At 62.4% G+C, this 15,370-nt stretch carries 12 protein-coding genes and 1 pseudogene; 8 read left to right on the forward strand and 5 right to left on the reverse strand.

Going from position 1 to position 15,370, the window contains the following annotated elements:
* The first annotated feature begins 121 nt into the window (after positions 1-121).
* From hepT to AC56LH_RS13725, 4 genes are all read left to right on the forward strand, one after another.
* Entirely contained in the window at positions 122-571 is a 450-nt protein-coding gene (hepT, locus tag AC56LH_RS13710) for a type VII toxin-antitoxin system HepT family RNase toxin (protein ID WP_499646856.1), read from the forward strand.
* A 121-nt stretch (positions 572-692) separates the two neighbouring features.
* Complete coding sequence (locus tag AC56LH_RS13715; RefSeq protein WP_183555618.1) at positions 693-1,283, forward strand: DUF2760 domain-containing protein; 591 nt, start codon at positions 693-695, stop codon at positions 1,281-1,283.
* Entirely contained in the window at positions 1,280-3,172 is a 1,893-nt protein-coding gene (locus AC56LH_RS13720; protein ID WP_499646858.1) for an Hsp70 family protein, read from the forward strand. The genes AC56LH_RS13715 and AC56LH_RS13720 overlap by 4 nt, the downstream gene beginning before the upstream one ends.
* Positions 3,169-6,000 (forward strand): Hsp70 family protein, encoded by a 2,832-nt coding sequence (locus tag AC56LH_RS13725; RefSeq protein WP_499646860.1) that lies wholly within the window; start codon positions 3,169-3,171, stop codon positions 5,998-6,000. The genes AC56LH_RS13720 and AC56LH_RS13725 overlap by 4 nt, the downstream gene beginning before the upstream one ends.
* 18 nt (positions 6,001-6,018) lie before the next feature.
* On the opposite strand, the gene AC56LH_RS13730 is transcribed toward AC56LH_RS13725, so the two are convergent.
* Positions 6,019-6,690, reverse strand: coding sequence for a class I SAM-dependent methyltransferase (locus AC56LH_RS13730; RefSeq protein ID WP_499646862.1), 672 nt, complete (start codon positions 6,688-6,690; stop codon positions 6,019-6,021).
* A gap of 122 nt (positions 6,691-6,812) precedes the next feature.
* Here AC56LH_RS13730 and AC56LH_RS13735 point away from each other — a divergent pair, with 122 nt between their 5' ends.
* Positions 6,813-7,469 carry a DUF4230 domain-containing protein gene (locus AC56LH_RS13735; protein ID WP_499646864.1) on the forward strand — a complete coding sequence of 219 codons (657 nt, stop codon included), beginning with the start codon at positions 6,813-6,815 and terminating at the stop codon, positions 7,467-7,469.
* A 129-nt stretch (positions 7,470-7,598) separates the two neighbouring features.
* Positions 7,599-8,576, forward strand: coding sequence for a Bug family tripartite tricarboxylate transporter substrate binding protein (locus tag AC56LH_RS13740; RefSeq protein WP_499646866.1), 978 nt, complete (start codon positions 7,599-7,601; stop codon positions 8,574-8,576).
* A 98-nt stretch (positions 8,577-8,674) separates the two neighbouring features.
* Here the strand turns inward: AC56LH_RS13740 and AC56LH_RS13745 are convergent, their stop codons facing one another.
* From AC56LH_RS13745 to AC56LH_RS13755, 3 genes are read right to left on the reverse strand one after another with little or no spacing between them, the layout of a single operon-like run.
* Complete coding sequence (locus AC56LH_RS13745; RefSeq protein WP_499646868.1) at positions 8,675-9,859, reverse strand: KfrB domain-containing protein; 1,185 nt, start codon at positions 9,857-9,859, stop codon at positions 8,675-8,677.
* Positions 9,822-10,094: a hypothetical protein gene (locus AC56LH_RS13750; RefSeq protein ID WP_499646870.1), complete on the reverse strand. Its 273-nt coding sequence runs from the start codon at positions 10,092-10,094 to the stop codon at positions 9,822-9,824. The genes AC56LH_RS13745 and AC56LH_RS13750 overlap by 38 nt, the downstream gene beginning before the upstream one ends.
* Before the next feature lie 9 nt (positions 10,095-10,103).
* Entirely contained in the window at positions 10,104-10,580 is a 477-nt protein-coding gene (locus tag AC56LH_RS13755) for a hypothetical protein (RefSeq protein ID WP_499646872.1), read from the reverse strand.
* A 654-nt stretch (positions 10,581-11,234) separates the two neighbouring features.
* Here AC56LH_RS13755 and AC56LH_RS13760 point away from each other — a divergent pair.
* Positions 11,235-12,275 (forward strand): SDR family oxidoreductase, encoded by a 1,041-nt coding sequence (locus AC56LH_RS13760; protein ID WP_499646874.1) that lies wholly within the window; start codon positions 11,235-11,237, stop codon positions 12,273-12,275.
* Positions 12,276-12,554: 279 nt separating this feature from the next.
* Here AC56LH_RS13760 and AC56LH_RS13765 read toward each other — a convergent pair.
* Positions 12,555-14,396 (reverse strand): annotated as a pseudogene (locus AC56LH_RS13765) (DEAD/DEAH box helicase).
* Positions 14,397-14,643: 247 nt separating this feature from the next.
* On the opposite strand from AC56LH_RS13765, the gene AC56LH_RS13770 reads away from it, so the two are divergent.
* A complete protein-coding gene (locus AC56LH_RS13770) occupies positions 14,644-15,306 on the forward strand; it encodes a PRC-barrel domain-containing protein (protein WP_499646876.1) in 663 nt (220 codons plus the stop codon).
* Positions 15,307-15,370 lie beyond the last annotated feature (64 nt).

Raw genomic sequence — 15,370 nt, forward strand, 5'->3', positions numbered from 1 at the left:
CAGTACTCGTTGAAACGGGGCTTGGCAAGAGGTTTTCATTTTGTCTACCGTATCGGCACCTTGTAGATCGGCTCTTTGACGCCATATATATCTCTAGTGCCCCGCGATCATGGAGTTGTTAATGAGCAACGCAGTGAGTACCAAGACGAGTCCCGATCTTCTGCTCAAGAAAGCCGGCATCATCGAACGCTGCTGCAACCGCGCCCGCGAAGAATACGAGCGCGACCCCACGACCTTCACCGACGACATCACGCGCCAGGATGCGGCCACACTCAACGTGATCCGGGCCTGGGAAGCAGCGATCGAGATGGGCGACTATGTGATCGGCTGCGCGCGCCTGGGGCCAGCGCAGGACGAGCGCGAGGTCATCACGCTGCTCGCCGGACATGGCTGGATCGCGCCGACTCTGGCCGAAAACCTCAAGCGCACCGGTGAATTCTGCCGCGCCGAATGGGATTACCAGGCCGCTCCCCTGCCCGCCCTTGTCACGATCATCAAGCGCGGCCTTGGCGATTTCACCGATTACGCAGCAGCGCTGACGAGCGGCGCGCGCGCGGTCGGCCAACCCTGACCATGTCTTGTCAGTGCGCCAACGGTGCGCCTGCTGGTATCATGCGCCTCTTTTGGGAGCGGGATTCTCTGGCGCCGGATGCGCCGGGTCGCCGCTTTCGCACTGACCAATCAAAACAACCATGACCCAACAGACCAATTTGCCCGGCTTCTTCAGCCGCTTGTCGATCGCCTTCGGCGCCCTGTTCAAATCGCTCGGCGACGCCGAATTTGCCGCGCGCGTGCGCGATGACGGCGTCGGCCCGACCGCCGCTCCGGCACCAGTGCCAGCCCCGGCGCCGGCGCCTGCACCTGTCGTGAAACCGGCGCCAGCGCCGACGCCCCTGCGCGCGCCGACGCCGGATTCGGCCCTGCAGCTGCTGAGCCTCTTCCAGCGCGAAGCACGCCTGATCGACTTCGCCCACGAAAACCTCACCAGTTATTCGGACGCCGACATCGGCGCCGCCGCCCGCGTCGTGCACGAAGGCTGCGCGCGCGTGCTGCGTGAGCACTTCACGATCGAACCGGTGCGCAGCGAAGCTGAAGGCGCCCGCATCACGCTGAACGAAGGCTTCGATGCCGCCAGCGTGCGCCTGACCGGCAACGTGGTCGGCACGGCGCCGTTCAACGGTACCCTGAGCCATCGCGGCTGGCGCGCCGCCAGCGTCACGCTGCCGCAACTGGCCGAGCGCCACGATGCGCGCGTGCTGGCCCCGGCGGAGGTGGAACTGTGAACGACATCGTGAACGACCCATCGAGCGAATCGCTGAACAATGCGGCCGAGCCGCGCTACGCCATCGGCATCGACCTGGGCACCACCCACAGCGCGCTGTCGTACGTCGACCTGCAGGCCAGCGACGGCGAACAGGCCGTCGACGCCGTGCTGCCGATCCCGCAACTGACTGCCCCCGGCACGATCGAAGCGCTGCCGCTGCTGCCATCGTTCCTGTACCTGCCGCACCCGGACGAACTGCCGGCCGGCGAACGCGCGCTGCCGTGGAGCGACACCGAAGAAACAGCGATCGCCGGCGAGATGGCGCGCAACCGTGGCGCGACCACGCCGATCCGCCTGGTCTCGTCGGCCAAGAGCTGGCTGTGCCACCCGGGCGTGGACCGCCGCGCCGCGATCCTGCCAACGGACGCGCCGGACGAAGTCACCCGTGTGTCGCCACTGGACGCCTCTACCCATTATCTGCGCCACCTGCGCCAGGCCTGGAACGCCGCGCACCCCGAAGCGCCGTTCGACCAGCAATCGGTCACCGTCACCATCCCCGCCTCGTTCGATCCGGGCGCGCGCGAGCTGACGCTGGACGCTGCGCGCCTGGCCGGCTTCACCCCGACCCTGCTCGAAGAGCCGCAAGCGGCGCTGTACAGCTGGATTCAGGGCAGCAGCGGCCGCTGGCGCAAGCAGGTCGCACCGGGCGACATCATCCTGGTGGTCGACGTCGGTGGTGGCACCAGCGACTTTTCGCTGATCGCGATCCTCGAGCGCGACGGCAAGCTCGAACCGCACCGCGTCGCCGTGGGCGACCACATCCTGCTGGGCGGCGACAATATGGACCTGGCGCTGGCCCACTTCGTGGCCCGCAAACTCTCGGCCAACGGCACGCAGCTCGACGCCTGGCAGATGCGTGCGCTGACCTACGGCTGCCGCAGCGCCAAGGAAGCACTGCTGGCCGACGCCAACGCGACGACGCACCCGATCGTGGTGCCAAGCCGCGGCTCGAAACTCATCGGCGGCTCGATCCGCACCGAACTCACGCGCGACGAAGTCACCGCCTTCATCACCGACGGCTTCTTCCCGCGCGTGGAAGCTTCGGCGCGGCCAACCGTGCGCGCCCGCGCCGGCCTGACCCAGCTTGGCCTGCCGTATGCGCAGGACGCCGCGATCACGCGCCACCTGGCCGCGTTCCTCGCGCGCCAGGCCGGCGCCACCGCCGAACTCGAAGGTTTCACTGGCCGCGTCACGGCCGACCACACCTTCCTGCATCCGAGCGCAGTGCTGTTCAACGGCGGCGTGTTCAAGTCTGGCATCCTGGCCCAGCGCGTGATGGACACCATCAACGACTGGCTGTACATGGAAGGCGCCGAACCCGCGCGCATGCTCGAAGGCGCCGATCTCGATCTGGCTGTCGCGCGTGGCGCGGCCTACTTCAGCTACGCACGACGTGGCGGCGGCGTGCGCATTCGCGGCGGCACGGCGCGCTCGTACTACGTTGGTGTCGAGTCGTCGATGCCGGCCATCCCGGGCATGGAACCACCACTCGAAGCCCTGTGCGTGGCGCCGTTCGGCATGGAAGAAGGCAGCGAACTCGAACTGCCTGGCCAGGAATTCGGCCTGGTGATCGGCGAGCCGGTCACGTTCCGCTTCTTCGGCTCCACCACGCGCCGCCAGGACCGCATCGGCGACGTGCTCGAATTCTGGGGCCCGGACGAGCTGCACGAAATGAACGAGATCCAGGCCACGCTGCCGGCCGATGGCCGCGCAGCAGGCGACGTCGTGCAGGTGAAACTGCATGCGCTGGCGACGGACGCCGGCACGCTCGAACTGCTGGCAGTGGCGCGTGACGGCCAGCGCTGGAAGATCGAGTTCGACGTGCGTACGGCGGCCGGGGTCCAGTGACCTGGCTCGTCGGCATCGATCTGGGCACCACGAACACGGTGCTGGCCTACGGCCGCAATGGTCCGGGCGGCATCGAGTTATTCCAGATCGATCAGTTGGTGGCGCCCGGCGAAGTGGCCGGCGCACCGCTGCTGCCGTCGATGCGTTACCACCCGGGCCCGGACGAACTGGCGCCGGGGGCCCTGCAACTGCCCTGGCAACAGCCGGATGTCGCCGGCGTCGAGCGCGTTGCGCTGGGGCGCCTGGCGCGCGTGCTCGGTGCGGCCACGCCGGGCCGGCTCGTCACGAGCGCCAAGAGCTGGCTGTCGCACGACGGCGTCGACCGCATGGCGCCGATCCTGCCGTGGGGTGTCGACAACGACGTGCCCAAGGTCTCGCCGGTGGCTGCCAGCGCCAGCTATCTTGCGCACCTGCGCGCCGCATGGAATGCGCGCTTTCCCAAACAACCCCTTGAACGCCAGCAGATCGTGCTCACGGTGCCGGCGTCGTTCGATGAAGGCGCCCGCGCGCTGACGCTCGAAGCGGCGCGGCTGGCCGGCCTGCCCCAGGTCGCGCTGCTGGAAGAACCGCAAGCCGCGCTGTACGACTGGCTGTACCGTCATCGCGCCAGCCTGGCGCAGGATCTGGGCGATGCGCGCCTGGTGCTGGTGGCCGACGTGGGCGGTGGCACCACCGACTTCAGCCTCGTCAAGGTCGATACCAAAGATGGCGAGCCGCACCTGACGCGCATCGGCGTGGGCAACCACCTGATCCTGGGTGGCGACAATATGGACCTCGCGCTGGCGCACCTGATCGAAGCGCGCATGGCCGGCCAATCCGGCGCAGACAATGACAATGCACGCACGCGCCTGTCGGCCGCGCGCCTGGCCCAGCTCACGGAACGCTGCCGCGCCGCCAAGGAACAACTGCTGGCCGACGATGCGCCTGAATCCGTCGCCGTCACGCTACTCGGCGCCGGCAGCCGCCTGATTGGCGCCGCTCGCAAGGCCGACCTGCTGCGCAGCGACATCGAGCGCATCGTGCTCGACGGCTTTTTACCGCTCAACGCAGCGCAGGACGAACCGACGCGCGCCCGCGCTGGCATCGTCGAATTCGGCCTGCCGTATGCGAGCGATCCGGCCATCACGCGGCATCTGGCCAGCTTCCTGCGCCAGCATGCGGCGGCGTCGCGCGAGGCGCTCGGCCTGGAAGGCGGCGCGATCCCGATCCCGGATACGGTGCTGCTCAACGGCGGCGTGTTCAGGGGCGCCGCGCTGGCAAGGCGCCTGGTCGATACGCTGACCGGCTGGCGCGATGCCCCAGTACGCGTGCTGCACAACGAGAATCCCGATATCGCCGTCGCCCGTGGCGGCGTCGCCTACGCGCTGGCGTGCCAGGGCCTGGCGCCGGCCATCGACAGCGGCGCGGCCCGCAACTACTACCTGCTCCTGGACGGCGAAGCACGCGCTGGTCTGCTGCACGCCGTCTGCCTGCTGCCACGCGGCACACCGGCCGCCATGGACGTCACGCTGGCAAACCGCAGCTTCGCGCTGCGCGTCGGCCGGCCGGTACGCTTTCACCTGGTCTCGACGATTGCCGATGCCGGCGCGGCGCCACAGGCCGGTGACCTGGTCGATCTCGACCTGGCCGACGTGGTGCGCCTGCCGCCGATTGCGACGGTGCTGCGCGCCTCAAGGTCCAGCACCACGGCCGAGATTCCCGTGCACCTGGTGACGACGCTGAGCGAGGTCGGTTCACTCGAAGTGCATTGCGTCGCCGAAGACGGCGGCGGGCGCTGGCAGCTGGCGTTCCAGTTGCGTGGCAATAGCGATGATGACGGCGATATCGACGCACCAGCTGAGGCCCTGCCCGCGAACCTGGACGCAGCGATCGACAAGATCGAGCGCGTGTTCGGCGCCCGCTCGAAACAGGTCGAGCCGAAAGAAGTCAAGCAACTGCGCGCTGGCCTCGAACACCTGCTCGGCCCACGCGAAAGCTGGACCACGCCGCTGCTGCGCCGCCTGTTCGACGCCCTGATGGCGCGCGCAAAAGGCCGGCGCCGCTCGGTCGAGCACGAGCGCGCGTGGCTCAACCTGGCCGGCTACAGCCTGCGCCCCGGCTTCGGCCACCCGCTCGACAAATGGCGCATGGAAGGGCTGTGGGCCCTGTTCGAAGCGGGCGTGCAGCACCACAAGGACAGCCAGGTGCGCGCCGAATGGTGGACGCTGTGGCGCCGCGTGGCCGGCGGCCTGTCGCTCGATGCGCAACTGCGCGTGCTGGACGATTTCGCGTTCAACCTGCAGGCCGATGCTGGCGAGCGTGGCCGGCGGCCCGTCACCCTCGTCGATGGCAGCGAAGAAGACCTGCTGCGCGTGGGCGCGTCGCTCGAACGCATCCCATCGGCCTACAAGGCCGAGATCGGGGAATGGCTGTTCAAGCAGATCGCCGATATCCCTGCCGGCGGCAAGCTCGATGCCCGCGCCAGCGCGCGTTACGGGCGCTATCTGTGGGCGCTGGGCCGCGTGGGTGCGCGCCAGTCGTTCCAGTCCAGCGCACACGAAGTCGCGCCGCCCGACGTGGCCGAAGGCTGGCTGCGCCAGCTCCTGCTGCTCGACTGGCGCAAGGTGGAGCCGGCCGGCTTTGCCGCCGCCCACATCGCGCGCATGACGGGCGACCGCTCGCGCGACATCGATGAGGCGGTGCGCGGCGACGTGCTGCGCCGACTGGCCGCCAGCGGCGCGCCGCCGGCATGGACGGCGATGGTGCGCGAGGTCGTGGAACTGGATCAGGCCAGCGAAGCGCGCATGCTGGGCGACGCGCTGCCGCCGGGGCTCAAGCTGCTGCGCTGAACGCGGTCGATCGACGCATCACGCTTCCAGCTGCCCGATCAGGATCAGTGAGACCGGCTTGCCGGTACGCGGATGCAGCGGCTCGCGCATCGCAGTCACGCGCAGGCGGTGCGCCGCGAACAGCGCGACCCAGCCCGCAACCGTTCGGAAGTACCACGGCGGCGCATCGGCGAAGTCGCTGGAAAAGCCCGCCCAGCTGCCGGCGCGCCAGCCGTCGACATACGGCGCATCGCCGCACGCCATGAGCGGGTGCACGGTCTGCACGACCAGCGAGCCGCCCTCGCGCAGATAGGTCGGCGCCGCGCGCAGCAGGCCATCCACCGCCTCGTTGCCGATCAACGAAAAATTGCAGACGGCGACATCGACCGCCAGCGCCAGCCGGCCCTGCGCGATCTGCTCGAACGACAGCACGCAAAAGTCACCGCCGCCAGCCGCATTGGCTTTTTCGACCAGCGCGGCAATTGCATCGACACCGACCATCGCCACGCCTGGCAGCGCGCGCACCAGCCAGCCTTCGCCGCAACCGAGATCGATGCCAGTGGCCGGATCGAGGCTACGCACTGCATCGACGATGGCGGCATTGGTGACCAGCGTGCGGGTTTCGATCTCACCGCCGCGCACGGCGGTGGTCCAGGGGTCGACGTTGCGCGACCACGCGTCGAGAACAGCGGCATCGGTAAGACCTGGCATGGGCTTCTCCTGTAATGACGGCATTATGCCGCAGGCAGTCATGGCACGCCCGCGAACGACAACCATCCACAGGATCGGATAGACTGGCGCCGACTCCGCCAACGCACCCGCCCTGCCCGCCCATGAAATCATCGCAACACCTGCCGCTCCTGCTCGTCGCCGTCCTTGCCGCCGTCATCACCTTCGCCCTCATCAAGCGCCCGGTCGACGAAGCGCCCGCACCGCCGCCGCTGGTCTCGCTCGAAAAGATGGGGCATCTGGTGTCGCTCAAGATGAACTATTCGGACGTGATCGAATTCACGCAGCCGAACGCCGTGGACATCCCGTGGTCGCAGTGGGAAGTACGGCTTGGCAGCACCCGCGTGCTGCTGGTCGCGCGCGGCGACTGCACGCTGGCCACCGACCTGCGCCAGGCGCGCTACGAAGACATCGACAACACGGCGCGCACGCTGACAGTCGTGTTGCCGGCGCCCTCGCCGCTGCAGGCGCGCATCAACCACGAACCGCGCGACAAGGGCGGCTCGTACTTCTATGCGATCACCGACCAGGGCTTGCAGGCGTTCATTCCATCGGCGCAAACGCGCACCACGGCCATGAACAACGTGCTGGCCACGGCGCAAAAAGCAGTACAAGCTGCCTGCAGCCAGCCGACGGTGCTGAACACGGCGAAGGACAATGCCGCCACCGTGATGCAGGCCACGCTGCTGGCCACCGGCTGGACGCCGACCGTGGTGTGGGAGGCCAGCACCGGGCAGCCCAAGGCTGCCACCACGCCATAATCTGTTGTAAAAAATTCCCACATAGAAACAAAAGATTGCACCTGTGATGACGCAACCGGCCTGACCCTTCGTGTAGAATCTCCTCAGCAGGTTATCGAAATAAATCAACTATATAGAGGTGACAACACCATGCGCGTCTTCCCATCCAGCGGAAAAACCCTTGTCTTTGCTCTCGCGGCAACCGTTCTTTCCACCAGCGTGTTCGCCCAAACCTGGCCAAGCGACACCGTGACCGTCGTCGTCCCATGGCCGGCAGGCGGCCCATCGGACATCGCGGCGCGCCCGCTGGCCAAAGGCCTGACGACCGCGCTGGGCAAGTCGTTCGTCATCGATAACCGCGGCGGCGGCGGCGGCAATATCGGTTCGGCAGCGGTCACCCGCGCCAAGCCGGATGGCCAGACCATGCTGATCACCTCGAGCGCACCGATCGTCATCAACCCGAGCCTGTACAAGAAAATGGCGTTCAACCCGGCGACCGACCTGATCCCGGTCACCAACCTGCTGCGCGCGCCGCTGGTGCTGGTTGCCCACCCATCGGTTCCAGCAAAGAACGTCAAGGAACTGCTGGCACTCATCAAGTCGAAGAACGGCCAGTTCTCGTACGCGTCGGCCGGTAACGGTACCCCGCAACACCTGACCGGTGAAATTTTCCGCGGCGTGACCAAGCTCGACATGGTCCACGTGCCATACAAGGGTTCGGCGCCAGCGATTTCCGACCTGCTGGGCGGCCACATCCCGATCATGTTCGACAGCACCATCGCGATCATGCCGCACATCAAAAGCGGCAAGGTCAAGCCAATCGCCATTTCGGGCAACAAGCGTTCGCCGCTGCTGCCGGATGTACCAACCTTCGCCGAAGCCGGCCTGCCGATCGAATCGTATGCGTGGTACGGCATGTTCGTGCCAGCCAAGACGCCGAAGGCCGTGGTCGACAAGATCAACGCCGAAACGCAGAAGGTCATGAAGTCGCCTGACTTCCAGCGCGTGCTGACCGACACGGGCACCGAGTACGTGGGCGACACGCCAGAGAACTTCGCCAAGTTCGTCCAGGCTGAAACCACCAAATGGTCGAAAGTCGTGAAAGACAGCGGCGCAACCGTCGACTGATTGTCAGCGATTGGGTAGTGCCCTGAAACGGGTGACGCGGCTTTGCCGGGTCACCCGTTTTTTTGTGTCAGATATAGCGCTTGACGACGACATTGGCGTTATTTTTCTAACGCTCGCTCGTGGCCTACGACATGCCCAGCACCTCGTACGTAGTCAACCTTTGTCGTCGCACCAATCTCGGGCGCACTTTTAAAAAGTGCCAGGTCATGCCGTACGATGCTCGCTTTTTCTCTTTGATTATCCTGTAACTGATACACATGCTTTTTATCGGTGTGCAATATAGTCCCTTCAAACGACTTGGAACTCGCTGACTTCGCAGGCCGTTCCGCTGCTGTAAGGTCGTATGAACCTTCTGGTAAATTTTTACTTGGACCAGCAGATCGTGATGTCCAAGCACCATCGACAACCTTGTCCAGCACTCTCTTTCCGTTAGCGACTACTAATACTTCGTGCCCTTCAGGCTTCAGCGGTCTGTCCACGAGCACAATTTCGGGAATGCTTTTGCCTGAAAATTTCAGCATGATCGTAGCGTCGCCCGGCTCTAGCGGTAAACGTCCTGTCGGCTCGGCTCGCTCGACGATAGCGCGCTCCTCCACCGACCTGTAAAACCACTTGTGCTGCGTGGAATCATGTATGACGCTTTTCTCTGGCTCCGGCGGAACTTGCATTTTTGCAATAACACCATGACCGATCGTCTTATTAAGATAATCGGCCATCAAGTTGAAATTGCGCGCAGGCAATCCGTTCAGCAGATACCCGCCACCAATATCACTATGTGCCCCTGCGGTGGTTACGCCAAGGAAGCGACCATCTTCCGATTTTCCTTGTGCAATGATGGTAGTCGAAGGAAACTTGGTACGGTACTCGTCACCTGCGGTAATCTGAATGCCCGAAACGACTGACGGTGGAGGGCGCCTGTCATTACGTGAGGGGGTACCGGTCGCAACAGGGTCATATAAACCAAGGGCCTGCGGCGTCGTTCCCGGAGCACGCAATACCTGTTTTTCATCCTCTACAGACCGGATACCGCGCTCGTGGAGAAGCCTTGAGAACCCGGCGGCCTGTTCCGCCCCCCGGCTGAACCCTACTGATACCACCTTAATATTAACATCAGGATCTTCCTCCAACCAACTAGCTGTACGTTCTGTAAGCTTCTCATACATCCATTCAATACGCTCTTGGTATGTGCCACCGATGGCACCATCGAGCACCCCCTTTACCCCACCCTGAGTACCTGGTCCCTCCTTATAAACCGCTAATAGTAGGGTTTTTTCGTTCTTCATTTTCGATTTGCTTTCTTAACAAGCCGATATTAGAAGCATGTTTTGGATCGTTTACAACATCATTTCCCGTGCCATCAAACAGCGCGATAAACAGCCGCGAATGCGGGTCTGCACGCGTGTCATGGAGACGCGGTGGTTCAAACTGACTTACTTCTTTAGCCGCTTTATCATAGCTTGCCAATTTTTCTGCAGAAGCGATGACTGCATCGACGCCATCGATTGAACCCTTCTTCATGACTGACCCTTAAAGACTTTTTGAATAGGCACGGGTAAAGTGGGTGCTGCGATCGCGCCCAGTGTCGGTCGGATCGGCACGCACCAGTTGCAAACTGACTTTCATATAGACACTAACTGTACGGTCATTGACTTCGACAATGATCGTAGGCTCGCCACCCGAAATAGGTTTGGCTTTATAAATGCGGGCCGCATCGGCAGTGTGAAGCACCACCCTATCCTTGAAGACCTCATCCAGGTCGATAATATGAGTCAAATGTGTTCCATCACGCGCATTCCATTCCATCTCTACCGGTCCTGCAAACGCGTGATAAGAGCCCGATAAAAAACCCGGTCCTCTCTTCTCATCGGATGGCAGTTTCTCGCGCCCCGGAGACTTAGTACATAATTTATGCGGAGAGCCCGCATATACCAGCTCCAAATTTGTGATCCCTCCATAGCACAGTATCCCAAAATCATGCGTGCTGAACTTCAAAACTTTATTCATACCTATTGTCCCACTATGTATGTTTGTAATTGAAAGAGTTGCCAGAAAAAGCGCTGGTATGATGTGGATTAAATATCGAGAAATAATTGCCCTTTTCTTAGCAATATCAATTTTTTTAAAGCCCGGCCCGAAATCTTAAGTCTGTTCCGACCAGTACAAATCAGCAAGAAATGTTGACTTCTCTACTTCACGCGATGACACTCACAACAATTTTCTCACATGTCGAACCTGTTTCGGAAAATCACAACAAGCGTGCACGGATGGCGCTTTCGCGCTGCCTCCAGTTATCTTGCCGTTTGTAGCAAGCGTTAAAGGCTTCGGAGATATGATGGTTTTGCATGCAAAAACCTGTCCGAGGATTGGCTGCCAACATTCAACATCGTGAATGAAATGTGCAACCCAGGGGAAAGAGCAAGAATGGAACGGTACCTTGTCGGCCGACTGTCGGCAGCAGCGCCGCATTGACTTGCCATTCGCGACGACGGTCATCATCGCGATGAAGACCCCAGCCTGCCCTGCTTCAGTCGCCATCCACGCTTCTTCCAAGACATTGCTTCACCGCTACCGAACACCATGGCTTTTCGATAACGACTAACATCTTTATCAACGTCGTGACCGCTACCGGCACCCTCCCACCACATCCAAGGAGCAAGCATGCATTCGGAAGACAAGAAGGTCGAGACCCAGACCACGCAAGACATGGCGCCATCGCGCCGCCGGTTCGTCGGCACCGTGGCCGCCGGCGTCGCCGCCTCGGCCGCCGCCGTGCCGGCCCTGGCCCAGCAAGCCGTGGGCGGCAACCAGCCGGCCGCCGGCGCCGCGCGCGAAGCGGCCAAGCGGTATCCGCGTCCACCGTTTCCGAATCAGGATCAGCCATGGCCGGCCCTGGCCAGCAAGATGACACCGCGCCCTGACCATGGCGAAACCACCTATCGCGGCAGTGGCCGTCTGGCCGGCCGCAAGGCGCTGATCACGGGCGGCGACTCGGGCATCGGCCGCGCTGCCGCGATCGCGTATGCGCGTGAAGGCGCGGACGTGGCGATCGGGTACCTGCCGGCCGAAGAGCCGGATGCACGTGAAGTGATGCAATTGATCCGCGACGCCGGCCGCAAGGCCGTGGCTGTACCGGGCGATATCCGCGATGAAGCGTTCTGCAAGAAGATGGTGGAGACGGCCGTGCGCGAACTGGGTGGCCTGGACATCCTGGTCAACAATGCTGCGCGCCAGCAGAACCACGATTCGATCCTCGACATCACCAGCGAACAGTTCGACTGGACGATCAAGACCAATGTGTATGCGGTGTTCTGGATCACCAAGGCGGCGATTCCGCATATGAAGCCAGGCAGCGTGATCATCAACACGTCGTCGCAGACGGCCTACGATCCGCCGGAAAAACTGCTCGACTATGCGTCGACCAAGGCGTTCGAGGTGGCGTTCACCAAGTCGCTGGCCAAGCAGATGGCATCGAAAGGGATTCGGGTCAATGCGGTGGCGCCGGGGCCGGTGTGGACGCCGCTGCAACTGGCGGGTGGCAATTCACCGGAAGGCCGTGCAAAGTTCGGGGAAGACACGCCAATGAAGCGCCCGGGTCAGCCAGCCGAGCTGGCGGCGACCTACGTTACGCTTGCGTCGGATGAATCGAGCTACACCACCGGCCATGTGTATGGTGTGGCGGGTGGTGGCGGGCAGCCGTAAGCGCCCACTAGCATGTCCGCCCGGCCCTGCCGGGTGGACTAGTCAACCTGCGTGCTCAACGGCGACGCAGAAGACGCACCAGCAACGCAGCGAACGGGCGGGTCGGGATCCGGCGGCCCAGCGGCCCCGCATTGTTGCAGCGTGACGTGACAGTCATGATTGTTCTCCAAAGTATTGCTTCGCAGATTAACCATTGCCGCCCAGCTCTTCTGTACGCTGGTTCGCATAGTCTTACCTGCTGGCATCAGATAGCTTGCTGCAGTGTGCTTCACGCAACACTCACATCGTTTCCAACACCGTCATCGCGCGTTTGAGCTTGTCCGTATGGGGCGTGACGCCATCGCAAGTCATCACCAGCTCGTGCGTGGCGCGGGTCATTGCCACATACAGCAGGCGCGCCTCGTCTTCAACGATGTCCTCTTCCTTGAACTCGGCGCCAAGACCCGGAATGCCCACCAGTGAAAACTCCAGCCCCTTGCTGCTATGCATGGTGATCAGCTTGACGCTGTCATGCATCGGCGAATAGGCCGCACCCTTTGCCTGCTGCCACTGAAACGGAATATCGCGGCGCTGCAGCACCTCGGCCAATACTTTACCGACGCCATAACGCCGATAGATCAGCGCCATCTCGCCCCATGGCGTGCCGGTCTTGCTGGCCGCAGCGAGTTTATCGGCCAGAAATTCGGCTTCTTTCTGCAAGTTTGGCAACTGCACCAGAATCGGTTTCGGACCATGCCGGCCCGTGCTCATCGGCTGGACCGTCGGCGCTTCGTCGTCCTCGGTATTGTGCGCGGTGAGCAGCTCGGCGGCAAAGGCACGCGCCACCGCCAGGATTTCGGCCGTGTTCCGATAATTGAGTTTCAGGATGGTGGTGCGCCCTGCTGCCTGCACGCCGACGCTCGAGAACGAGAATTTCAGCTTCTTTGCCGTGTGATAAATCGACTGCGCATCGTCGTACAAGACCAGCAGCGACTTCGTTTCAGGGTTGACCATTTGAACGATCAGCTTGAACCAGGCCGGTTTGAAGTCATGTCCCTCGTCGATCAGTACGGCGTCATACTGCCCCCGGGGAATCAGATCGCTGTCCACGCCCCGGATCACGCTATCGATGCACGCCTCAAAATAAGCATCCAGATCGGCGGTCTTGGCGGGCTTGTCGACGTGATCGGTGTCAAGCTGGCGCATGCACCACGCGTGGAAATTGATGGCCACGATTTTATCGCCCAGCCCCTTTTGCCCGATCATGGCGGCCAGCTTTGCTGCCAGAGTCTTGTTGTAGCAGAGGATCGCAATCGGCCGCTGGCTCAGCTTTGCAAGGTGCTCGGCGCGATAGCCCAGGATCAGTGTTTTTCCCGAACCCGCCACGCCATGAATCACGCGATGTCCTTCACCCAGGCTGCGCGCCAGCTGCTCTTGCTGCAGGTCCATGACCCGGATGAGGTCCGGGATTTCCGTACTGATCTGGCCATGTTCTTCGCAAGGATTTGCCTGAACGCCAATGCGCACTTCAGGAAACATATGCCAGCGCACGCGGTCAATTTGCGGCAACGACAGCTTCATCTTGAATTTGATGGGGAACATGCCCCATAAGCGCGCCTGAAACGCTTCGTCGTCCACACTCTCCGTCATCTCGTCCTGGCAAATAACGAGGTGCGCCGGAAGAACCTCGCCCAACGCGCCATCGTCAAATTGCTTGCGCGTGATATTGCTCAGGACCACACCACAACCATAAGGAAAGAAAAACTTCCCTTTCAAGCTACCCGATGGCCAGATCAGCATCTGATCGCCCTCCAGCTTGTTGGTGACGGCATACAGATACTGGCGCGCCTACTCCAGCGGATTCATCACCTGTTTGGTGCCGGCATCGGTGACGATCACGGCGTGCTGCTTGTCGATACTGACCAGGGTGCCGAGGCGCCAGTCCTTTACTTCCAGCACCAGCAAGCCGCGTGCAGGATGAAACACGATGAAATCGGGATGCTGGTTGCGTGCGCCGATGCTGACGTCATACCAGCACAAGTAATCATCTTCGAGTTTGTCTTCAAGGCGCACGGCGAAGCGTCGTTCACCAGAGGTCATGCGCGCCGTGCTGGCACTAAGTGATGGGATGAGAGTTGCCATTAACGTATTCCTGTCGATCCATCAATGTAGCCGATCAGTTCAAAGCAAACCGGTAAAAATAGTATTTCTCTAATGCATTAGTATCGTTTGTTGCATTTTCCCGTCGCCAGAGAATGAAACCGACCCGACCCGACGCGCTGGCGCGCGCGCCCCAATTCAATAGCGTCCTACCATGGGATGACAGGGCCGCAGTCAGTCCCAATCGGGGTGACCGCAGGCACTGTCACAACGTTATATGGAGGAACATATGGGCTACGCAGATCGCGACAAATATGGGATGTACAAGGACGGCGCCATCGCAGGACCGGGACCATCGCTGATGGGAGCTGATACGTTGATTGGCGAAAGTGTTGTCAATGCCAATGAAGAAGACCTTGGCGATATCAAGGAGATCATGCTCGACATGCAGACCGGTCAGGTTGCTTACGCCGTCCTGGCCTTCGGGGGCTTTTTGGGCATGGGCGAAAAACTGTTCGCCGTGCCATGGCAAGCGCTGCACCTCGACACGATCAACAAGCGTTTTGTTCTGGGCGTCGAAAAAGAGCGCCTCAAATCCGCGCCCGGATTCGACAAGGACGCGTGGCCCGACATGGCTGACGCAATCTGGGCCGGCGACGTTCATGATTTCTATGGCACCGACCCGCAGCGTTCAGGCGCACCAACCATGGGGCCAGGCGTGCCAACGGCTGGCATGGGCGGCGCGGCCACCGGCAGCAGCACGTATGCGGGCGGCGCAATGGGCTCGAGCATGGGCGCAGGCGCGGCCGGTTCGTCCAGCGTGGCCGGATCGGGCAGCAGCATGAGTGACGCGTCGCTCAATCAGGGATCGGGCGCGAGTCTCGACCCGCGCGCCGGCAATCTGGGCGATGACAAGGACCTGAGCCGGATCCGGGGCAGCAATATCGGCTGATCGAACGCCAACGGTGCATGGCTGGCGCCAAGCGATCAACTAAGCCGTCAACCATGCACTGTTC

Source organism: Telluria sp. LT1R51-2, from assembly GCF_059685775.1.